Origin of the sequence: Cylindrospermum stagnale PCC 7417 (assembly GCF_000317535.1) — a bacterium.
Taxonomy (GTDB): domain Bacteria; phylum Cyanobacteriota; class Cyanobacteriia; order Cyanobacteriales; family Nostocaceae; genus Cylindrospermum; species Cylindrospermum stagnale.
The window spans coordinates 4,457,787-4,478,065 of sequence record NC_019757.1; the positions used below are offsets into that span (position 1 = coordinate 4,457,787).

The 20,279-nt window shown below is 40.1% G+C and carries 22 protein-coding genes and 1 pseudogene; 15 read left to right on the forward strand and 8 right to left on the reverse strand.

Features of this window, described 5'->3' with window-relative positions; all coding sequences use genetic code 11:
• The first annotated feature begins 22 nt into the window (after window positions 1-22).
• Window positions 23-1,528 carry an LCP family protein gene (locus tag CYLST_RS18695; protein ID WP_015209291.1) on the forward strand — a complete coding sequence of 502 codons (1,506 nt, stop codon included), beginning with the start codon at window positions 23-25 and terminating at the stop codon, window positions 1,526-1,528.
• Window positions 1,529-1,613: 85 nt separating this feature from the next.
• The gene (locus CYLST_RS18700; RefSeq protein WP_015209292.1) at window positions 1,614-2,120 is read left to right on the forward strand and encodes a pentapeptide repeat-containing protein; all 507 of its coding nucleotides are present in this window, start codon (window positions 1,614-1,616) and stop codon (window positions 2,118-2,120) included.
• 228 nt (window positions 2,121-2,348) lie between these two features.
• Here CYLST_RS18700 and CYLST_RS18705 read toward each other — a convergent pair whose 3' ends face one another.
• Window positions 2,349-2,702 carry a hypothetical protein gene (locus CYLST_RS18705; protein WP_015209293.1) on the reverse strand — a complete coding sequence of 118 codons (354 nt, stop codon included), beginning with the start codon at window positions 2,700-2,702 and terminating at the stop codon, window positions 2,349-2,351.
• A gap of 165 nt (window positions 2,703-2,867) precedes the next feature.
• Here CYLST_RS18705 and murJ point away from each other — a divergent pair, with 165 nt between their 5' ends.
• A complete protein-coding gene (gene murJ, locus CYLST_RS18710) occupies window positions 2,868-4,472 on the forward strand; it encodes a murein biosynthesis integral membrane protein MurJ (RefSeq protein ID WP_015209294.1) in 1,605 nt (534 codons plus the stop codon).
• Between the two features lie 6 nt (window positions 4,473-4,478).
• Here the strand turns inward: murJ and CYLST_RS18715 are convergent, their stop codons facing one another.
• The gene (locus CYLST_RS18715) at window positions 4,479-4,808 is read right to left on the reverse strand and encodes a type II toxin-antitoxin system RelE/ParE family toxin (RefSeq protein WP_015209295.1); all 330 of its coding nucleotides are present in this window, start codon (window positions 4,806-4,808) and stop codon (window positions 4,479-4,481) included.
• Window positions 4,805-5,116 carry a type II toxin-antitoxin system Phd/YefM family antitoxin gene (locus CYLST_RS18720; RefSeq protein WP_015209296.1) on the reverse strand — a complete coding sequence of 104 codons (312 nt, stop codon included), beginning with the start codon at window positions 5,114-5,116 and terminating at the stop codon, window positions 4,805-4,807. The genes CYLST_RS18715 and CYLST_RS18720 overlap by 4 nt, the downstream gene beginning before the upstream one ends.
• Window positions 5,117-5,302: 186 nt before the next feature.
• Between CYLST_RS18720 and CYLST_RS18725 the strand changes: the two genes are divergently transcribed.
• The 10 genes from CYLST_RS18725 (at window position 5,303) to CYLST_RS18770 (ending at window position 14,035) form a co-directional block, all read left to right on the forward strand.
• On the forward strand, window positions 5,303-6,754 hold the full coding sequence (locus CYLST_RS18725; RefSeq protein ID WP_015209297.1) for an ATP-binding protein: 1,452 nt from the start codon (window positions 5,303-5,305) through the stop codon (window positions 6,752-6,754).
• The gene (locus CYLST_RS18730; RefSeq protein WP_015209298.1) at window positions 6,708-7,637 is read left to right on the forward strand and encodes a hypothetical protein; all 930 of its coding nucleotides are present in this window, start codon (window positions 6,708-6,710) and stop codon (window positions 7,635-7,637) included. The genes CYLST_RS18725 and CYLST_RS18730 overlap by 47 nt, the downstream gene beginning before the upstream one ends.
• 84 nt (window positions 7,638-7,721) lie before the next feature.
• On the forward strand, window positions 7,722-8,783 hold the full coding sequence (locus CYLST_RS18735) for an agenet domain-containing protein (protein ID WP_015209299.1): 1,062 nt from the start codon (window positions 7,722-7,724) through the stop codon (window positions 8,781-8,783).
• Window positions 8,784-8,847: 64 nt separating this feature from the next.
• Complete coding sequence (locus CYLST_RS18740; RefSeq protein ID WP_015209300.1) at window positions 8,848-9,090, forward strand: hypothetical protein; 243 nt, start codon at window positions 8,848-8,850, stop codon at window positions 9,088-9,090.
• Between the two features lie 5 nt (window positions 9,091-9,095).
• The gene (locus tag CYLST_RS18745; RefSeq protein ID WP_015209301.1) at window positions 9,096-9,356 is read left to right on the forward strand and encodes a type II toxin-antitoxin system RelE family toxin; all 261 of its coding nucleotides are present in this window, start codon (window positions 9,096-9,098) and stop codon (window positions 9,354-9,356) included.
• Between the two features lie 159 nt (window positions 9,357-9,515).
• Window positions 9,516-10,742: a damage-control phosphatase ARMT1 family protein gene (locus CYLST_RS18750; RefSeq protein ID WP_041233733.1), complete on the forward strand. Its 1,227-nt coding sequence runs from the start codon at window positions 9,516-9,518 to the stop codon at window positions 10,740-10,742.
• Window positions 10,743-10,843: 101 nt separating this feature from the next.
• Window positions 10,844-11,059, forward strand: coding sequence for an antitoxin AF2212-like protein (locus tag CYLST_RS18755; RefSeq protein ID WP_015209303.1), 216 nt, complete (start codon window positions 10,844-10,846; stop codon window positions 11,057-11,059).
• A gap of 7 nt (window positions 11,060-11,066) precedes the next feature.
• On the forward strand, window positions 11,067-11,486 hold the full coding sequence (locus tag CYLST_RS18760) for a type II toxin-antitoxin system VapC family toxin (RefSeq protein ID WP_015209304.1): 420 nt from the start codon (window positions 11,067-11,069) through the stop codon (window positions 11,484-11,486).
• Between the two features lie 60 nt (window positions 11,487-11,546).
• Window positions 11,547-13,118, forward strand: coding sequence for a metallophosphoesterase family protein (locus CYLST_RS18765; RefSeq protein ID WP_015209305.1), 1,572 nt, complete (start codon window positions 11,547-11,549; stop codon window positions 13,116-13,118).
• Between the two features lie 215 nt (window positions 13,119-13,333).
• Entirely contained in the window at window positions 13,334-14,035 is a 702-nt protein-coding gene (locus CYLST_RS18770; protein ID WP_015209306.1) for a class I SAM-dependent methyltransferase, read from the forward strand.
• A gap of 394 nt (window positions 14,036-14,429) precedes the next feature.
• Here the strand turns inward: CYLST_RS18770 and CYLST_RS18775 are convergent, their stop codons facing one another.
• Both CYLST_RS18775 and holA read right to left on the reverse strand, forming a co-directional pair.
• A complete protein-coding gene (locus CYLST_RS18775; RefSeq protein WP_015209307.1) occupies window positions 14,430-14,906 on the reverse strand; it encodes a DUF4168 domain-containing protein in 477 nt (158 codons plus the stop codon).
• Window positions 14,907-15,014: 108 nt separating this feature from the next.
• The gene (gene holA / locus CYLST_RS18780; protein WP_015209308.1) at window positions 15,015-16,004 is read right to left on the reverse strand and encodes a DNA polymerase III subunit delta; all 990 of its coding nucleotides are present in this window, start codon (window positions 16,002-16,004) and stop codon (window positions 15,015-15,017) included.
• Window positions 16,005-16,231: 227 nt separating this feature from the next.
• On the opposite strand from holA, the gene CYLST_RS18785 reads away from it, so the two are divergent.
• Window positions 16,232-17,020: a DUF1868 domain-containing protein gene (locus CYLST_RS18785; RefSeq protein ID WP_015209309.1), complete on the forward strand. Its 789-nt coding sequence runs from the start codon at window positions 16,232-16,234 to the stop codon at window positions 17,018-17,020.
• A gap of 92 nt (window positions 17,021-17,112) precedes the next feature.
• On the opposite strand, the gene CYLST_RS18790 is transcribed toward CYLST_RS18785, so the two are convergent.
• Both CYLST_RS18790 and CYLST_RS18795 read right to left on the reverse strand, forming a co-directional pair.
• Window positions 17,113-17,892: an RDD family protein gene (locus CYLST_RS18790; RefSeq protein ID WP_015209310.1), complete on the reverse strand. Its 780-nt coding sequence runs from the start codon at window positions 17,890-17,892 to the stop codon at window positions 17,113-17,115.
• Between the two features lie 21 nt (window positions 17,893-17,913).
• Window positions 17,914-18,735, reverse strand: a complete 822-nt coding sequence (locus CYLST_RS18795) for a hypothetical protein (protein WP_015209311.1) — start codon at window positions 18,733-18,735, stop codon at window positions 17,914-17,916.
• Window positions 18,736-18,815: 80 nt separating this feature from the next.
• On the opposite strand from CYLST_RS18795, the gene CYLST_RS18800 reads away from it, so the two are divergent.
• Window positions 18,816-19,772, forward strand: coding sequence for a stage II sporulation protein M (locus tag CYLST_RS18800; RefSeq protein ID WP_015209312.1), 957 nt, complete (start codon window positions 18,816-18,818; stop codon window positions 19,770-19,772).
• 172 nt (window positions 19,773-19,944) lie between these two features.
• Here CYLST_RS18800 and CYLST_RS18805 read toward each other — a convergent pair.
• Window positions 19,945-20,272, reverse strand: a pseudogene (locus CYLST_RS18805) (ISAzo13-like element ISMae28 family transposase); the annotation flags it as partial.
• Between the last annotated feature and the right edge of the window lie 7 nt (window positions 20,273-20,279).

Here is a 20,279-nt window from a genome sequence, read left to right on the forward strand (position 1 = left end):
GTGGTTGAGTGGGGAGATAATTGTGATTAAACAAGTCGAATGGTCGGAAAATCAGTTCACGCCTCAACAAGTACCAGCCTCAGAGCAAGAGGCAAGAGTGCAACAACTAAAACGCGAAAATCAGTTTGCGCCTCAACCAGTAAGGACTTCGGAGCCAGAAGTCAAACCAAAACAACCAGCGTTTACAAACCGTAACGTCGTCGGTTCGGTAAGTGCAATTCCTAACGAGCTTTATGAGCGGTTAGGCTTGACGATGCCGCGATGGCTATTGTGGATTTTGACGGTGGTTTTGGGGGTAATTTTATCCGGGTTAATGGCATCAACTTTGGCCCTGTGGACTCCCCTGTGGAGTAATCTCGATCAAACAGATGAAGATTCCGGAACTGCTAGTAAAGATCTGGCAAAAACCATCTTACCTGGGGATGCACGGAGCATACTCTCCCGATACCAACTATCAAGACCCATGAATATTCTAATTATGGGGATTGAACCAGTTAAGGGTACTGTTGACGGTTCACCAGAAAGCTTTGCTGGTACCAGCGATACCATGCTGCTGGTAAGGCTCAACCCCAGCGATAAATCTATTCGGGTGCTGTCAATTCCCAGAGATACGGTCACGGCTATTCCAGAAAAGGGATTAACTAAAGTATCTGAGGCTAATGCCCAAGGCGGCCCAGTCTTAGCCGCAAGGGTAGTCAGCCGGACATTAAATAATGCCCCCATTGACCGCTACATCCGCATCTCCACCAGTGGCATGCGGCAGTTAGTTGATCAGTTGGGCGGGGTAGAGGTTTTTGTGCCCAAATCGATGGAATATCAAGACATCGCTGGTCGGTTGTCGATGAATTTAGTCAGCGGGTGGCAAACTCTCAATGGTGAACAGGCAGAACAATTTTCCCGATTCCGCGAAGAAGGTTTAGGCGATTTGCCAAGAGTACAGCGTCAACAAGTACTAATGTCAGCCTTGCTGCAACGCCTTAATAGCCCCACTGTCTTACCTCGGTTGCCTCAATTAACTCGCATTATGCGAAAGTATTTTGATACCAACCTGAAGACAGAAGAAATGATGGCATTAGCACATTTTTCCCTGGAGGTGGAACGGGATAATTTCCAAATGACTGTGTTGCCTGGTACCTTCAGCCGTTTTAGCAAAGACCCTAATAGCTATTGGCTGAATATGACTGGACAACAGAGCCTGTTGAATGATTATGTTGGGGTGAATATACCTGGTCTTAAGCCGGATACGCGACCAGTTTCTCGCCTCAAAATTGCTATTCAAAATGCTTCCAATCAACCTCAGTTAACTGAAAAAGTTATCGCCTATCTCAAAGAGAAAGGCTTTACTAATATTTACACAGTATCGGATTGGCCGGATACCCAACGCCAGACTCAAATTATTGTTGAGAAAGGAAACCGACAACCAGGCGTTGACCTACAAAAAGTTTTAGGCTTGGGTCAAATCGAGGTGGCGGCCAGCGGGAATTTGGAATCTGAGATTACAATCCGTATTGGTAAAGACTGGAAATAGTCATTGGTCATTAGTCATTAGTCATTAGTCATTGGTCATTAGCAAAAAACTATTGACTAATGACACAAGACAAAAAACAAATTTTATGAAAAAGATTTTACTTCGGCTTTTAAGTTTGATTTTGATGTTGATTTTGGCTTGGTTTTGGGTAATTATTAATCCCCAACCAGCTTTTGCTCAAATCAATACCATCAACTACAACAATGCAAGTTTAGAGAATAGAGATTTTTCTCACGCTGATTTAGTCGGTGTGACTTTTGTGGCGGCAGAAATGCGGGGGACAAATTTCCAAGGTGCGAATTTAACTAACGCAATTCTCACTAAGGGAGTTTTGTTAAAAGCAAATCTGGAAGGTGCAAACCTAGCTGGTGCTTTAGTTGACCGGGTGACTTTGGATGGTGCTAACCTGAAAAATGCTATTTTCACAGAAGCAACTTTGACCCGTAGCCGCTTTTTTGATGCTGATGTGACTGGTGCTGATTTTACAGATGCTTTGATAGATCGCTATCAAGTGGCGCTATTATGCAAAAGTGCAGATGGCGTAAATCCAGTAACAGGAATTTCTACACGCGACAGTTTGGGATGTAGATAGTTGTGTTACACCATAAGGCATAGTGAAGAATTAATCTTTATATCATCTCTGTTCCTTAGGAGAAATACCTTAATGCACCCTACGAGAAGTAGCTAGTTGTTTTTCCCACATTCAATAGTTACTATTTTTAGCATTGCACCAAGTTATTAGCAGTCTGAATTCAAAGATTCAAGCCCGGTTTTGTAGCTAATTCAAAGAGGTAACTTCCAGGCTTAGGTATCCAAATACTTAGATAGATTCAAGGTCAGCACCCATAAATCCTACTTTAATTCCAGCAGCTTTCAAAGCTGTAGTAGCTTGACTATTCATGAAAAGCAATATTAGCAAAGATACAAGCGGTATAAATAAGCAAACAAAGAGGAAAATCATTAATACAATTGAATACTTTAGGGATCTTCCCAACTTGTACAGTGCAAATATCTCGAAACCTGCTGCCGCAAAGTATACAAGCAAAGCTATGGGACTATTGTTAAGAGCAAATCTGATGAAGTTGGCAAGTATAGCAACTAAAATAGACCATAAAAGCAACTTGTGATATTGAGCAATTTTCCGAATCTCTGGGGTTGTATAGGTTGTGTTCATATGCTAGTTGATTTAATGAATGCAAGTTATGTAAATATACAATCTCAGTATAAATGCAATAGGCAAAGTGATAAGCTAATTTTTTAGAAGTTACCTGACAGATGTTAAAATTTCAGGTTAAATATTCTCAGATATAGTCTCTACAAGAGTTTTCAGGTATCATTCGTGACGCAAAAAGACCAAAAACCCGCTCGTTCTTTTGCTGGAATTGCTGGCATTGTTGCCGCTGCAACGTTAATTAGTAAAGTCTTTGGTTTAGTACGACAGCAAGCGATCGCAGCTGCTTTTGGTGTAGGTGCTGCTGCTACTGCCTATAGTTACGCTTATATTATCCCTGGCTTTCTATTGATACTGCTTGGTGGTGTGAATGGGCCGTTACACAGTGCGATTGTTAGCGTTTTAGCCAAGCGTCAACGAGAAGAAGCAGCACCCTTGGTGGAAACGGTGACAACCCTGGTGGGTGGGTTGTTGTTGGTGGTGACATTTGCTCAGATTTTCTTTGCAGATGCGATCGTTGACCTAGTGGGCCATGGGTTGGAAGCGACAACGAGAGCGATCGCTATTCAACAAATCCGTATCATGGCGCCAATGGCTTTATTTGCAGGCTTAATTGGCATCGGTTTCGGTACTCTCAACGCCGCAAATCAATATTGGTTACTCTCCCTTAGCCCTTTATTATCCAGTATTACCCTAATTGCAGGCATTGGTATTTTGACCTTGCAATATGGCAAAGACATTATTAAACCAGAATACGCTTTTATCGGTGGCATTGTCTTAGCTTGGGGAACTTTAGCCGGAGCAATTCTTCAATGGATAGTGCAATTAATCGTCCAGTGGCGGTTAGGATTAGGAACATTACGCCTCAGATTTGATTTTAAATCTCCTGCCGTCCAAGAAGTAATTAAAATCATGACTCCGGCGACAATTTCTTCCGGTATGATGCCCATTAATGTCGCCACAGACCTCTATTTTGCTAGTCCAATCGCCGGAGCAGCAGCGGGTTTTAGCTATGCCACACTATTAGTCCAAACTCCTTTAGGGATTATTTCTAATATTATATTATTGCCCCTATTACCAATCTTTGCCAAACTTGCCGCCCCCGAAAATTGGCAAGAATTAAAATTACGTATTCGCCAAGGATTGCTACTAACTGCTGTCACCATGTTACCTCTAGGAGCGCTAATGGTGTCCCTATCTGTCCCCATTGTGCAGGTAGTTTATGAACGGGGTGCATTTAAGCAAGAAGCTACCCAGCTAGTATCTTCTCTGTTAGTGGCTTACGGTGTTGGGATGTTTGTTTATTTAGGACGTGATGTCTTAGTGCGGGTGTTTTATGCTCTAGGTGATGGACAAACACCTTTTAGAATCAGTGCTTATAATATTTTCCTGAATATCGTATTAGATGCGATTTTTGTGAAACCTTTTGGCGCACCCGGTTTGGTTTTAGCTACAGTGGGGGTAAATTGCAGCTCGATGTTGATGCTGTTATTTTTACTAAATCGCAAACTCAACGGTTTACCTTGGAGAGAGTGGAGTTTACCAATTTTAGGTTTGACTGCTGGTAGCGTTGTTGCTGGGGTAGCTAGTTATGGGACTTTGCTTGGTTGTCAGCAGGTTTTAGGTAAAGAAGGTTTGGTAATTCTGCTGTTGCAGTTGTCTATATCTGGCTTAGTGGGAATTGGCGTATTTGCAGTTATTGCTTCTTGGCTGAAAATACCAGAAGTGAATATGTTTGTCTCAAAGATGCGTCAAAAGTTTTTGAAGAGATAAATTATTTTATTCCTCATCAGATTCATCGATCATTGGTTTTTGAGCAGCGTGTCGCACAAAAAGAATCTGAACAGTATCATCAACAATTGTAAAAAGAATCCGATAGCTATTTCGCCCCTTTCCATAAATAAGTTGTCGGATTTCTGAATCAAAAAAATTATTCTCAAAGGCTAGAGAACAACGAGAAGGCATTTTTTCTAGGGATAAAATAGATTTATATAATCCCTCTAACCATGTTCTAGCCTTGCGGTGAGAAAAATTACTAAACCACAAATAAGCTTCTTCTATTGCTCTCTGCGCTGCGGGTTGTATGATTATTTGATATTTCTCAGTCATTGGGAACTGTCTAATTTATCAAACAGTTCATTAAAAAAATCTTCCGCTTTTTTACCTTTTCCTTGCTGCATTTGTTCCAAGCCAAGTTTAATGCCTTTTAAAGTCTCTACTAACTCAGCAGCATCTAAAAGTTGCTGATAAGATTCTGCATCTTGAACAATCAACTCTGCTTTTCCGTTGACAGTTAGAACTAATGGCTGTTTTGTTTGCTTAATTCGCTGCAAAAACTCAGTGGTATTACGCTTAAACTCAGTAAGGGAATGTATATCTCTGGAAAGGTTTATCATAGCCATAAGTTGAATTAGCATCTAATTCAATGCTAATGAGTATTTGCTGAGTTTGTCAACCAAATTATGACAATGGCTATAATGCTAGGACGTAACGGACAGAAAATAGAGATTACTTAACTCAGTATACCCTGATAGCCATCTATCTTAGCTGCACTAGATAGGTAATCTGTTTTATAATATTTTTACTTGGAACATAGGCGCAACATGAAAATCAAGTTCTCAAACTTAGGCTCTATTAAAGAAACAGAGTTAGACTTGCGTCCTCTGACAGTAATTATTGGCCCTAATAACTCAAGCAAAACCTATATTGCATACTCCATATACGGCTTGTGGCAGCGTGCTAGGCGAACTCTACGTGTCAACCTTGATAAATTAGAAATTAAGCAGGAAGAGGTAGGTAGATGGTCACTGAAAATAGATAGTAATCTACTTGATTTTGTTATCAGAGAGTCTGAAGAGACAGCAAGAAATTTCCAAGGAAGTACTTTAAAATCATTTTTTCAGGATTCGAGTGGTAAACTTTTTTCAAAGACATCATTTGAAATGATAATTCCTCGACAAGAAGTGGAGGATGCAATCAATGAATTAATTCCGCAAGTAGACCCTATTTTAATAGGTGGTACTCCCATAAACATTAGTCGCAAAGACAATGTTTTGTTATTTGAAATAAAATCAATAAATGAAGAACAAAGTGGAGATAAAAGCATAAGCCTAATCGAAGATTTTCTTAAAAAATTTGATGATAAAGCATATTTATTGTTAATTTTTATTATTAAACAAATTATTTTTTCTAAAATATTCCCATTTCCTGCTGAAAGAAATGCTTTTATAAATACATATAAAATCCTTGCAAATAGGCGATATAAATTGCTTAAAAATAATCAAAGAGAGATATTTAGCAGTAGTGGCTCTGAACGACAACTTGAGCTACTGAAGGATCAAGGTGATATCCGTTATCCACAGCCAGTAGAAGATTTTTTAGATTTTTTATCTGAAATAGAACTTCAAGAAGCAGAGGAAATAGATTCATCAAGTGGGAAGAATGAATTTCAGAAGTTAGCGGATGAGATTGAAAATCAACTACAGAATAAAAATAAGACGAACTTAAAGAGTAATAAACTTGGTGGAAAAGAGATAAAAGTCTTGGTTAAAAAAGGTCTTGAAATTGATTTATATAACGCTTCATCTTCTATCAAGCAACTTGCTCCATTACTGTTATATTTAAGGTATCGTGCAAGTAAAGGTGATTTTCTGGTGATAGATGAGCCAGAGATGAACTTACACCCAGAATCACAAGCGAAGCTTCTTGAGGCTTTATCTATTCTTGTTCATCTTGGGATAAGAGTTTTACTCACAACCCATAGTCCATATATTATGGCTCATCTGAATAATTTGGTTAATGGTAATCATGAAAATCCTGAGATATTGAAAAATCAGTCTTCATCTCTCTATCTAAAAGACCAGAGAGCATTTTTACCTATAGATCAAGTTAGTGCCTATGAAATGAAAGAGAATAAGTTAGTCTCGTTAAACGATCCAGATTATGGTATTAGATGGGATACTTTAAGTGATGTTTCTGTAGATATTCAACAAAAGTTTTTTGAAATTTATGAAGCAGGACAAGAAAAAGTCAGTGAAAGTGAAACAGAAGAATGATCCTGCTAAAATTCTACAGGCAAAAAAAGATAAACTCGATTGGCAAAATTTTAATTTTCTAGAAAATCTGCTAGTGTTTTGTGCAATACCAGAAAGAAGTGTTCCTAAAGAAAGCGGAGTACATTTTCGTATAACTTTAGATTCACAAAATCAATCTTTATGTATTTTATTTGAAATAGATCGAAGAGATGATCCGCTTATAAGAAATCAAGACTTAAAAAGACCAGATTATATGTCTCTTTATATTGATTCTAATACTTGCATTTGCACCATTATTGAAATGAAAGGTACAAATCACAATTCTTTAGATAATGGAATTGAGCAAATTTTAACATTGAAAGAAATTTTAAAAGATGAAATTGATAAGCATTTACCTACAAAATTTAAAGTTAAATTTCAAGGAATTTTATTGAGTCCATATAATTCACAAATTCCAGGTGAGCAAATTAAGAAAGAAGCTTCAAAGGGATTTATTATATTATCCATTCTATATAATAATAAAGCCGAATTATATCCTTATGTTTCAAAATCTAATAAGTTAACGGACAAATATGATCATCACAAAATTGATGAATCAACAGCTTTGTTTATTGAAGAAATTTTAACTACAAGAGCATTACCAAAACGTATACAGGATGGCTTCTATATTAGTAATTTTTTAAAGAGTAATGATAGAGAAGGAATTTATATTGATTATTTATTGCCAAATGATGTTGATTGCATAACTCTCTTGTCGAATAAAAGGTTAACTCAAATTCATATAAGGGGAGATAAAAAAGAAATTCATATAAGGGGAGATAAAAAAGAAACGTATAAAGAAATTATTCAAAGGGAACTAGAGTTACTCAACCTGATAAATAGATTAGTTATAAAGTTTTCATAGTGATATACTGTCAATTGCAATCATCTTATCGTGATGTATCTGCGCTGAAAGCAGTTTTTCAATATCCATGAGACTATATTAAAAGTGAAACAACATCAACAAGATTGGGATGCTCAGAAAACCTGGGTTTTTGCTGTCGGAATTCTTGAATGGAAAAATTCTGATGTCTTTGCATCTTTCCCGGATGCTGTACCAGGTCGTTTTGATGAAAAATTAGTTAACTTCTTTCGCTCCCAGGGGGTTCCAGATGAACAAATCATCTATTTGCAAGATCAAGAAGCTACCATTGAGCAGATTCAACAACTTCCTGATTTTTTGTCTAATACCAGCGAAGATGATTTACTAATTTTCTATTTTGCTGGTCATGGAGATTGGGATTCTGACACGAATACACATTATTTTATAAATTATGATGCTAATGCTGAAGACAGAGACAATTATTGGTCTGTGTCTTCGATTTTTGATGATATTGAAAGTAATTTTTATGGTTCTAAAGCCTTGCTTTTAGCTGACTGTTGCTATTCAGGTGCTTTGATTGATGAGGTTAAGAATCGAGATTCAGAGATTTCTTACGCTTGTGTTAGTTCAGCCTACTCGCACAATTCATCAACAGGTAACTGGACTTTTACAGAGTCTTTGTACAAGGGTTTATTGGGCGATCCAGTTGTAGATTTAGATGGCGATCGCATTATAACTCTGTATGATTTTTCTCGATACGCCGAATTGGAAATGGCTTTTATCGAGGAACAGAAATCTATGTTTATCACTACCAATGATTTCGACCCGCAAATGCAGTTAGCTAGGGTGTCGGATGACATTGAACCAGTTGAAGGTAAACGGGTGATAGTGGAGTATGAAGGTGAGTGGTATAAAGCCAAGACTTTAGCAAGACATGACGGTCAAGTTAATATCCAGTACATTGTGGATAACTCAGAGGAATGGGTAGAAGATGAGCGGATTCAACCCTACAATCCAGATATGTTTGCAGTTGGTGATTCAGTAGAAGTGGAATTTGATGAAGAATGGTATCCAGCTACAGTAAAAAAAGCCTGGTTTGGTCTGCATTTTATCAGTTATGACGATTCTCCATCGTACTGGATGGAATGGGTTGGGGGAGAGCGTATCCGACCGTTAGCTTCGGATTGAGATAAAAGCAGAAATTTCAGGTTGAAGCTAAAATAGGAAATCATACAGCACTAGGAGAAAAGCGATGTCACAGATAGGAGTACAGCTATTCATTCCGATGGAAGCTCTTATTGAATCGCTAAAGTCACTAGGGCTATCAGAAAAACGGCAACTTTGGCAGATTCTTGATGAGGCGATTTCTCAAGCTGAAGAAGAAAATTGGGATGAGGATGAAGCAACTGCAATAGAAATTCAAGCAGTTCGTGATGAATACGCAAATGGGGAATATACCACCTTCAATCAGTATCTAAGCCAACAGAGCAAATAGATACAATGACCTACCAAATTATTGTAACTAAATCTATTCAAAAAGAATTAGATAATCTGCCAAATGATATAAAAGAGCATGTATATGAAAAAATTGCCCAGCTTGCAGAAGTCCCTCGTCCTGATGGAGTTGTAAAACTAAAAGGATATGAAAATGAATATCGTGTTAGAGTCGGTGACTATCGCTTACGCTATGAAATTGAAGATCAACAATTAATCATTTTACTCCTCCAATGTAAGCATCGTCGTGATGTATATAGAAAATAGAAAGCCCAGAAAATAATTTCAGTTTCTACTCCTCTAAATCTTGGTTGTGTGTGATATTTTGGCAGAACTTGCTTACATAACTCAAAATTTTGCCTAGTTGTAAAAGTCTGGTCAAAATTAAGTTAAAATAACTAAAAATTCAAGGGACAAAACTTTGTGGTGAATCCCCACATCCCCAAATTACCCCTACCAGCGCCACTAGTAGGAACTGAAGTCGGCTCTTTTACTGAGTTTACAGTAACTCAACGAATGCCTGCGATCGCCCGCCGAGTGATAGCGGAAAATAAGTTTCCTAGCCAAATTAATCAAAGCTTGGAGAAACTCGCTGCTGAACTACCAACAGGATATTTGCCAACTCTGGCAGATGATACTGGTGCAGACTTTACAGCCTGGGAGCAATATTTAGAACCATATAAAGGTCAGCGGTGGGTGGATGTGCCCTGGTTTTTTGCGGAAACTTATTTTTATCGGCTGATTCTGGATATTACCAATTACTTTCGCCCTGGTGAATTGCAAGGTATTGACCCGTTTGAGTTACAAAAAGCTCAAGGTTTAGAAGCATCTCTTGATTCTATTATCTCTTTGTGTAGTCAAGTAGATAAATGGTTAGATGAATCAAAGAAAGCAGGTAAATCAAACCAAGCATCTGTAATTGCTCTGTTATACTTTGCGCTGTGGGGAAATCGTGTTGATTTGAGTTTGTGGTCGGCATTTGAGGATGACCGGAGCCGTTTTGATATTCAAAATCAACTAACTCATATATTAGTAGATGATGCATTTTCAGTTAGCGAATTATTAACCAGTGCTAAGGGTGGGAGTATTGATTTTGTTATAGATAATGCAGGTTTTGAGCTTATTTGTGATTTGTGTTTTGTAGACTTTTTGTTAGGTAGTGGCTTGGTTAATGAGGTCTACTTGCACTTAAAACCTCATCCGACTTTTGTATCTGATGCCATGATTAAAGATGTGCATTACACGATTAATTTTTTAGCTGCTGGTAGCCATCCAAAGGTTAAATCTTTTACTGAAAGATTGCAAGCAAATATCGCTTCGGGAAAGTTAGTTTTAACTGAAGATTACTTCTGGACATCACCGTTAGCATTTTGGGAAATACCTTCAGCACTCAAAGGTGAATTAGCCAAGTCGAGTTTAATTGTTGTTAAAGGAGATGCCAATTATCGGCGGTTATTAGGCGATCGCCATTGGGACTATACCACCAACATTGCAGATATCGTCTCTTACTTACCCGCGCCAATGGTAGCCTTACGCACCCTTAAGTCAGAAGTCGCCGCCGGACTCAAGGCGAAAAATGTGGCAGAAGTGGCAAAATCTGACCCTGATTGGTTGACAGGTGGGCAGTGGGGTGTTTTGCAGTTGGTGGTTTAAGGTATGCTGAAAAATCTATTATTTCGGTAGGATACGGAGCAAGCATTAGTAAGTGCTACCACAACTGTCCTAGGATATAGATAGTGCACTTTTTGAGAATAATGGTTGAAAAAATAGCAGCTGTGTTTGATGGCAACGTGTTCTATCCTGCTGAACCGATTGCGCTGCCAGCTAATACCCGTGTGCGAATCAGTATTGAAATTTTGCCCCCAGATCAACAGGAAACGATCTCGTTTCTAGAGACGGCGCGATCGCTCAAACTAGAAGGGCCACCTGACTGGTCTGCCAACATTGACAAGTATTTGTACGAAAACTAAAGTTTGCATGAATAGTGAAATATTTCTCGATACCTCATTTGCGATCGCCTTATCTGCACCAAGCGATCGCTTACATGACCGAGCCGTGCATTTAGCTAAACTGTTAGCGGCGGCAGGAACACGCTTAGTCACAACACAAGCAGTGATGTTAGAAATTGGCAATGCCTTATCTCAACCACCCTATCGTCGCGGGTCCATCATCTTATTAAACGCTTTAGCAGCAGACTCTAAAGTAGAAATTGTCTCCCTCACCCAGGAAATTTACGAACGTGCTTTGCAGTTATATTGTGACCAACCTGAAAAAGCCTGGGGGTTTGGAGATTGTGTGTCTTTTATCGTGATGGAATCTAGAGAAATGTCCCAAGCACTCACTGCAAATGAGCATTTTTTACAGGCAGGCTTTCGCGCCTTACTGCGAGAAGAGTAGTAGATCGGCAAGCACTTAATATTTCGTTAAAATTAGCTGAGGCGTTAGCTAAATCTAGCCATGAACTTGATTTCCGAACCACCAATTCCTGTGAAAATCCAAAAGATGAAGCAACGGGTGCGGTGGATGCATCCCAGTATTATGCAGCGGGGAATTGACCAAACCTCGATGGTTCTAGACGATGGCAAGGAGGATAGTCCAGAATTTTCGTTTATGGTGATTGGTGATACTGGCACTAAATCTCGTTACGGACAACACCCCCAACGACAAGTAGCTGAACAAATGCTAGCTCATGGCGATGGCTGCCGTTTTGTGTTGCACACTGGCGATGTGATTTATGTGGTGGGTTCCCAAGAGTATTATCCGCAAAACTTTATCGAGCCTTACCGGGAATTTATCGTCGGTGGCGACAACCATAACAGCATTCCCTACGATCGCATGGTGTTTAATCTGCCATTCTTGCCAGTGTTGGGAAATCACGATTACTATGATGTGCCATTAATGTATCGATTGCTGACTGGCCCCACATCGTCCCTACGCCGCTTATTGCGCTACAAAGATATTGAGATTGGCTGGCATGGCTCAAATCAAGGTGATGCTTATGCACGAGCCTTTCTAGACTACATGGGAGCGATCGCATCGAACCAAGAGTTAGAACATCATTTAGATCAGCATTACACCGCCAAAAGCGACACAGGACGCTGTTTACGTTACCAACCAGGAAAATTTACCCGCGTCCCCAACCGCTATTACACATTTCGTTACGGCGGGATTGACTTTTTCGCCTTAGACTCTAATACCTTTAATACACCATCACCCTTGCCGACAACTCAAGCCGGGGAAAGCAACCGCCGGCAATTGCAACAGCATCGCCAAGAGATAGAACAAGAAGAATTGCAGATTTTAGCAATATGCGATCGCCTAAATCCCGATATCCCCAGCGAAGCCGAACAACTCGATGAACTCAGTGCCAAATTAGACCAAATCAACGAAGTCAAAATCGATATCGAAAAACAACTATCACCCCAGAAAACACCAGACATCGACTTTGAACAACTCGATTGGTTGCGAAACAGGCTGATCGAATCTTGGCATACGAGCGAAGTACGCGGAAGGGTAATATTTTTTCACCATCCCCCCTACGTCACAGAGGCAACCAAGTGGCACCAGGCACAAACTTTGGCAGTTCGTCATCGTCTGCGCTCTTTATTTGAAGCAGTAGCCCAAACTCTGGGTTCTCAGACAAAAGAACGTCCCATCGTCGATTTAATTTTAAACGGTCACGCCCACTGTTTGGAACACATCCGCACAGTTGATACAGGATATGCTGACTCCCACATCAACTGCATTATTTCTGGTGGAAGCGGACATCGTCCCCGTCGTCAACGACAAGAGGGCCCAGAACTGATGGAGACTTTTACCAACATTGCCGGCAGTCCGACTCGGAAAGTTGCGGATTCGCTGCTTTATGTTGGACGCAATGGCTACGCTTCCCAAAGGCGGCTACCTTACTCATGTGTACGGATTGACGTTCAACAAGGTACCCCACCCAAGTTTATCGTCAGACCACTGATTGCAGAGCGATTTGGGGAACAATGGGATAAGCGCCAGTTAGCACCATTTGTGATTTAAGTTTTTGCTACGAATGCTGTTATTTGAATAGCGCTGATGGAAAGAAAAAATCGGCTCTAAATTTTTCTCATTAACTTATTCAATTCCTGAAAATCTATCTTTATTTTCTCTGTGTTCTCTGCGTACTCTGCGGTTTGTAAAAAAATAATTTTCGCAAAAATATGAATCATAATTTTCAGTTTAAATTTTTAAATTTTCTAGGAATCATCCTAGTAATGTTGGGGAGTTTACTAACTCAACCGACAGCCGCAGCAATAGCATCCTCTCCCAGCACCACAGTTTACGAACAAAGGCAGATTCACAGTCCAGATGGCATCGGTAAATACTACATGGGGCGCGAAATTGCCAAAGTCATGGGACACACTGGCGCCGGTTGGTTAGAAAGACCAAGTCGCGAAATAGAAGAACAACCAAATCAGGTGGTAAACCTCCTCAATTTGCAACCTGATGATGTGGTAGCAGATATTGGTGCGGGTACAGGCTATTTGAGTTTTCGCATCGCGCCTTTATTACCATCCGGTAAGGTATTAGCTGTAGATATTCAGCCAGAAATGTTGGAGATTATTGAGTTTTTCAAACAAGAGAAAAATATCTCTAATGTTGAGCCTATTTTAGCAACTCTCACAAACCCTAATTTGTCACACGCAAGTGTGGATTTAGTACTGATGGTAGATGCTTATCATGAGTTTGAATATCCCCAAGAAGTGATGCAAGGAATTGTCAAAGCGCTGAAACCTGGTGGTAGGGTAGCACTGGTTGAGTACCGAGGCGAAAATCCCTTTATTATGATCAAGAAACTCCACAAGATGACTCAAAAACAAGTCCGCCAAGAAATGCAAGCTGTGGGTTTAGTTTGGCGTGAAACTAAAAATTTGTTACCTCAGCAGCACTTAATAGTGTTTGAAAAGCAGACTTAAGATTTGCGAGTGATGACAAACTCATAGTTCAGTTAAGAAAATTGTAGGTTGTCTAGAGCACACGAGCGTATCCCTTCGGGACACTATGGCTAACGCCACGCTCCGCGAACTTGTTCTCAAAGCGTGCTGTAAGCATACGCGTAGCATACCAAAGGTATAACCCAACAAATACCTTTATTGCTTGAACTTGAGTAGTATGATCATGTTCTGAATTGTTTATGAAAATGTTATTTTTAAATTTTTAATTGTTTAAAAAATCACAATGATCAGCGATAAATGTTTTTCTTGATGGATTTACAAAAATCATTAGTTATTAGTTACCAATGTCCAATAACAAAAAACTATCCTTACCCTTGGACTTTATCCAGATAAATAATTTAAATCCAAGATTAAACTACCGAGATTCAGGTTTTTTTTGCAAGCGTAATAATGTATTATAAACCCGCCGATATAAGTTCTTGTTAGTTTGGTGTTCTACAGTAATTTGGTTGAACCGCTCAGGAGGTAAACCGCTCTCGCTGACGATTTTTGCATATTGCTTACAGTAGTTAACTGCAATATCTTTAGCCTTACCTGGCAGACTATTCATACTATCGGGTTTATTACAAACTATCGTGGGAACTTCTCCGCCATTAATAATTTTTTTAATTTCTTCCAAGGTTTGTTGACGGAGTGGTTCCATCGCTAATACAGCTTGGGCATAGCTGGTGATTTCAGCATCGTTGAATGCTGGAGTTTGAGCATAAGCTTTTGAATTTAAGCTCAAATGACTGGAAAATAAACCCCCAGTGGCGATAGTGGCAAGTAACAATGATTGGGTAAGTATTCGCTGGAGGCTAATTCGGAAAAATAAATCAAAATTTTTTTTCATATGATTGTTGACACAGTACTACAGTAAGGATGGGGTAATAACTGTGAATTATTTTAGGAGTGAGAAGTTCCAGAAAACCCTCAGTCCATCAAACTTTTATATTTAGTATCAAGTTCCTTGACATACTTGACAAAGTTCTATCACTTTAGTTTGTAGTACTGACATTTCTGAAGCTCCTTGCTTGAGACTAACTTCTAACTCCAGCAGCAGGGGCAAAGAGGAGATTAGTTGCTGGATAGAAAGAGACTTGACTTCTTGCTGTAGAAAATAGATGCGTTTAGGGTTACCGATGTCAGCGGCTTGAGCGATCGCTTGTTGATTTTGCTCGCCACTTTCGATCATGATTTTTACCCATAACCAGGTGCGAAATTGACCAATCAATGTAGCAACTATCCGCAACCCAGGCTCAGAAGCGTTGATTAGATCAGCCACGGTTGCTAAAGCTTTAGCTGTATCTCCAGTTCTGATGGCTGCTGCCAATTGTAAACTATTTTGCTTAGTATTTCTAACTAGTTGGGTAACGGTCTTTACGTCTAGAGGCTGGTTGCTGCCTGCGGTATACAGCTGCAATTTCTCTATTTCATTGTAGAGTAGCCGTGTATCATTACCGACGGATTCTGCTAATAGTTCCGCTGTCTTGGGAGTTAGTTTTAGACCCACAGATTGAGCAGCTTGATTAACAGATTGTACCAACAATTCGGTTTTCCAAGGTGGAATCAGCGGAAATTCTCGGAACTCGGTGGCACATTGTTTCAACAATTTCGTAGCTTTGAGGCGTTCATCTGGTTTGTTACGCGTGGTAAGCAATAAAAATGAGTTTTCGGGAATTACGGGCAGGGTTCGTTGCAATTCGGCTAACACATTCTCTGGACAGTGCTGGCAGAGGGTAGTATTGATCAACCACACCAAGCGTCCACCAGCGCCAAAAGTTGGTGTCATCACTTGATTTAACCCCTGGATTGTAGCGTCGGCTTGATCTGGGGAGAATGAAGTGTAATTAAAACTTATCCAAAGGGGATCGAGGATGCGATCGCGCAAGAGCGCTACCGCTTTTTCCATAGCAAAATCATCTTCACCCCAGTAAACATAGACTGGCATAGACAAACCTCATAGAGGGCAAAGAGCACGGGGCAGGGGGGAATTGGGGGAATTATGGAATTCGTCTCTTTGTTGTCTTTTGCCAATACCCAAGACCAATTACCCAATACCCAACACCATTTTCCCCTGCCATCACCCCAAAAAAGCTAAATACTTTTTAAGTCACTTAAGTTAATCTGGGTAAATTTCCCTAAAATCTATCAAGTGAGCGCGTGAGGTTATGAAGATTGGACGACAACTATCAAACTTACTTAAATCGGGTAGCTAGACTGACGCTACCAGAAGCTTACAGATCCCAAGTCCAGCATATCCAGGAATCATCTAAATTTCAGCCGCATTCTGGATTGCGACAACCAGCACCTTTCCCTGGCTATACACTGATTACTCCACCAGCGGAGGAAGATTCACTAAACTCTGATTTCTACGCCAAGTTACAGGCTTATCAGCAGGAACTTTTGCAGTTACCTGTAAACCCTGATTTGATTGTGCCTGTACCTGCTGCTAGCTTCCATGTGACGTTGGCAGATTTGATTTGGGACAGTGCTTACCTTCACACCTGTGAAGAAAATCCCAAATTTGATCAAGAGTTGAGACATTGCTTAACCGAAATGTTTCAGCAATATCAACAATCGATGACAAAAAGGACTCATCCGATTCAATGGCAAATGCTGGGACTGATACTGATGCCGAGAGCTGTAGCTGTTTGTTTAGTACCCCAGGATGAACGCTGCTATGAGGAGATTATTCAATTTCGCCGGACAATTTATCAAAATCCCAAGTTAATTGCTTTGGGTATTGAGCAGCACTATCACTTTACCGCCCATATTACATTAGGCTATTTTGGGGAGGTTTCGCCTGAGCTAGACCGGACAAATTTCAGTGCCACACTTTCTCAGTTGAATCAACAATGGCTTTTGAATTTGCCAGAATTTTTGGTTCAGCGTGTTGAACTGCGGAAGTTTGACAACATGGCACGCTATTATCGTCAACCAGATTGGCCGAGTTTAGACTTTTGATTTGAGATGGGCATTAAATTTGCTAATTGGTAATGGGTAATTGGTAATGAGTAAGATTTTTTACTAATATCAATTACCTATTTCTTAATCATCTAATATTCTGACTGTTGATAGGCAAGGTAAACAGCTTCTAAAAACACATCAGGGGTAATATCTGCTGGTAGATGTTCTAAGTTAATAATAGCTTGAACCTGCTGTGATAATTTTAGAGATAGTAAGGTTCTTGCCTTTGATGACATTCCACTACGTCGCCCCAAGTACTCACGAATAATAGCAAAATCATCGGGTAACAATTGGGATAAATCGGCAAATTGCCGCAAACTTATATGGAGTGACTTTGCCTGCTCAGAAATAGTTAAAGCTGCCGATTTAGTAGCTGTTTGGGTTTGAATCACAATTGTGCCAGCTGCTAAATCACCCAGGCGTTTTTCTTGGCGACTCAACGCAATTAAAACAGCTCCAATGAACAAAGACTCATCAAAGGGACGCAGTAAGGCACGCAGGCTTGCTTGTTGCAGACCTATTGGTCTACCATCATCTCGAATAACGCGAATTTTAGCAATGCGTTTACCAGGAGTTTGTCCCTGCCATAAGGTTTCAAATAAGACAAAATAACCTGCGTAAATAACAGAACCGCCCAAAAATGCGATCGCCACCAACCATAAAGAAGCTGCGGAGCCAAAAATCTCTGCCAAAAAATCTCCTAACTGCTCCGCAACCATAGCCCAGATCAGAAAAAACACAGCCAAAGTCGCAGCCAAAATGTGATAGTCAATGATTAAAGCAAAGGCACGACTACCGATACCGGCAAGGGTAAACTCTAATTCAACACTTTCAGGTGTGCGGAATTTAACACGGTTAAACAGGTGCATAGTAGTCTCGGTATTGGTGGTTTAAATATCGTGGTTACGTAACTGCAAACCTAACCCCTCACGACGACTCCGTAGATCATAATAAATAACAGCTTTGATGGATTGCCAGAATGGCATCACAAATATCCCACCTATTAAACTGGTAATCAAAGAAATAGAATACACAATCCAGTAGATAGTAGAACCTTGCTCCAGTGTCAGGAGAAATAGACTAGGCACATAGTTAAACAAAAATACAATTGGTAATGTCACAATACCAGCAACTATCACAACGCCTTGAATCCGAAATGCAGAAGATTTAGTTAACTCCCAACTTCTAGTTACACTGTCGCTACTATTGATATTTTCTTCAACTGCTAACGGTACTTCGGCTATTACCCAACGGGAATAAAACCAAGTTAGTCCTAGTAAAACGATAACTACCATCAAAATCGTTGCTAAGATATTTGTAATTAAAATCGCTCCACTACCTAATATTACTCCCAAAAAACCAACCAATACACCACCTATAATGGCTAGCCCAAGATAAACTAACAAAATATATATACCTACTCGCAAATAAACTGTTAAAAATGACCAGAAACGTGGATTAATGTGACTTCTGGCATCTTCAACACTTTCCGGCTGGTGGGTCAATTCTCCAAAGGCTAAACGCGAGATTAGTCCAGATATAGCAGCATATTTTGCCCAGCCATATATGGGAAGTAAAACCCACAAATGAGCAATTAATGCTAGTTTAAGATAAGTTTTGAGATGAGAACGATACAACCGTACACCAGCACTGACTACGTTACCAATACTGAGGGGTTGTACGATACCGGGAGAACCAAAATTTTCAGACATGATCGCTAATTTTTCTTGAAAGTACGGTTGAGAATTTGAGGTTATTTTAAGCTAAGTTAAACTCAGTATTGCCAAAACTTATGAATATTCAACGTTGGATTGCACGGCGAGAAACAAATTGGCAGCATCTGGACTCTCTGTTAAAGCAGGTAGAACAAAAAGGGTTAAAGTCACTGCAAGCAGATAAAATTCGCGAGTTAGCGAGTTTATATCGTTCCGTGGCGGCGGATTTGTCGCGGGCCCGTACCCAACAAGTGGGCAATACCTTGATTCAAAGTTTACAATCTCTGACAAGCCGTGCATATACGCAGATTTACCAAGGTTCGCGGCGACAGGAATGGCTTGCAGTTGTGAAATTCTACCGTTGGGGATTACCATCTGTAATCCAGCAAACCTTTGCATACATCGCCACTGCTACCGCTTTATTTTTTCTAGGGGCTTTAGTGGCTTGGTGGTATGCTTGGCAAGATCCAACTTTTATGTCGCTGATAGTACCTGAAAGCTTAATTACTCAGGTGCGAGATGAGCATAAATTGTGGATGGGTTCGATTGTCGGCATTGAACCTCTGGCATCCAGCAGTATTATGGTCAATAATCTGTCGGTGTCTTTTGCTGCTGTTGCTGGGGGGATGACAGCAGGGGCATACACAGTCTATATCATGGTATTCAATGGGTTATTAATTGGTGCTGTGGGTACTTTAGTGGGTCAAAATCAACTTGCTTACCCCTTTTGGGCGTTTGTATTTCCCCACGGTTCTTTGGAATTACCTGCTATCTTTTTGGCTGGTGGTGCGGGACTTTTACTAGCAAAAGCAATTTTATTTCCTGGTAAATATCGCCGTCGGGATGCACTAAAATTCTCCGGTTCTCTGGCGGTGCAATTAGTATTTGGTATTGTGCCAATGTTGATTATTGCTGGTACTATTGAAGGCTTTTTCTCTCCCAATCCCAGCATACCAGACCCGATTAAATATTTGTCAGGCATTGGATTGTTTATACTTTTGGTGAGGTACTGTAGTCGCAAAAAACCTAATTAATTAGAAATTTTAAATGCTTTTTTTGATGCGTCTCTTTACGCATCCTACCTAGTGTGCTGCCCAGCAGTTTCTTAGCACTTTTAATCACTAGCACTTTTAATCACTGCAACGATACCTCAGATTTGCTATTTCCTCGGTAAGTGCAGCCCGTCGAAGTTGTGAATGCGTAAGTCCTAACTTTAGCTCTTTCAAGGTGTGTGTAAAGCCTTTGACTTTTAAAACTTGGGTCTATTTTACCTTGAGAATCAACCAACTTTTTGATATCTTCTAAAAAATTTGGTAGGTGTTCTGCTTCTTTTTTACGTCCTCTACCCCGATAATTATCTACGCCAGTTATACCAGTAGTTAATTCTTTAATTCCTTTACCAACAGTCACGCGATTCCATCCTAAGTCTCGCTCCACCTTCATACTGTCCTCCGCGTCCTAATGCCACAACTGTTTGTGCAATGAATCTACGTTTGGCTGCTCCTTTTAATTGCTGTGCGGTTTGCTTCAATATTTTTGTT

Excerpts from the sequence above, each read along its gene's own strand:
- CYLST_RS18795 (WP_015209311.1), bottom strand. The coding sequence starts at position 18,735 with ATGTCTGAAAATTTTGGTTCTCCCGGTATCGTACAACCCCTCAGTATT.
- CYLST_RS18700 (WP_015209292.1), top strand. The coding sequence starts at position 1,614 with ATGAAAAAGATTTTACTTCGGCTTTTAAGTTTGATTTTGATGTTGATT.
- CYLST_RS18705 (WP_015209293.1), bottom strand. The coding sequence starts at position 2,702 with ATGAACACAACCTATACAACCCCAGAGATTCGGAAAATTGCTCAATAT.
- CYLST_RS18725 (WP_015209297.1), top strand. The coding sequence starts at position 5,303 with ATGAAAATCAAGTTCTCAAACTTAGGCTCTATTAAAGAAACAGAGTTA.
- CYLST_RS18790 (WP_015209310.1), bottom strand. The coding sequence starts at position 17,892 with ATGCACCTGTTTAACCGTGTTAAATTCCGCACACCTGAAAGTGTTGAA.
- CYLST_RS18765 (WP_015209305.1), top strand. The coding sequence starts at position 11,547 with ATGAACTTGATTTCCGAACCACCAATTCCTGTGAAAATCCAAAAGATG.
- CYLST_RS18715 (WP_015209295.1), bottom strand. The coding sequence starts at position 4,808 with ATGACTGAGAAATATCAAATAATCATACAACCCGCAGCGCAGAGAGCA.
- CYLST_RS18800 (WP_015209312.1), top strand. The coding sequence starts at position 18,816 with ATGAATATTCAACGTTGGATTGCACGGCGAGAAACAAATTGGCAGCAT.
- holA (WP_015209308.1), bottom strand. The coding sequence starts at position 16,004 with ATGCCAGTCTATGTTTACTGGGGTGAAGATGATTTTGCTATGGAAAAA.
- CYLST_RS18730 (WP_015209298.1), top strand. The coding sequence starts at position 6,708 with ATGAAGCAGGACAAGAAAAAGTCAGTGAAAGTGAAACAGAAGAATGAT.
- CYLST_RS18720 (WP_015209296.1), bottom strand. The coding sequence starts at position 5,116 with ATGCTAATTCAACTTATGGCTATGATAAACCTTTCCAGAGATATACAT.
- CYLST_RS18740 (WP_015209300.1), top strand. The coding sequence starts at position 8,848 with ATGTCACAGATAGGAGTACAGCTATTCATTCCGATGGAAGCTCTTATT.
- CYLST_RS18745 (WP_015209301.1), top strand. The coding sequence starts at position 9,096 with ATGACCTACCAAATTATTGTAACTAAATCTATTCAAAAAGAATTAGAT.
- CYLST_RS18775 (WP_015209307.1), bottom strand. The coding sequence starts at position 14,906 with ATGAAAAAAAATTTTGATTTATTTTTCCGAATTAGCCTCCAGCGAATA.
- CYLST_RS18760 (WP_015209304.1), top strand. The coding sequence starts at position 11,067 with ATGAATAGTGAAATATTTCTCGATACCTCATTTGCGATCGCCTTATCT.
- CYLST_RS18755 (WP_015209303.1), top strand. The coding sequence starts at position 10,844 with ATGGTTGAAAAAATAGCAGCTGTGTTTGATGGCAACGTGTTCTATCCT.
- CYLST_RS18770 (WP_015209306.1), top strand. The coding sequence starts at position 13,334 with ATGTTGGGGAGTTTACTAACTCAACCGACAGCCGCAGCAATAGCATCC.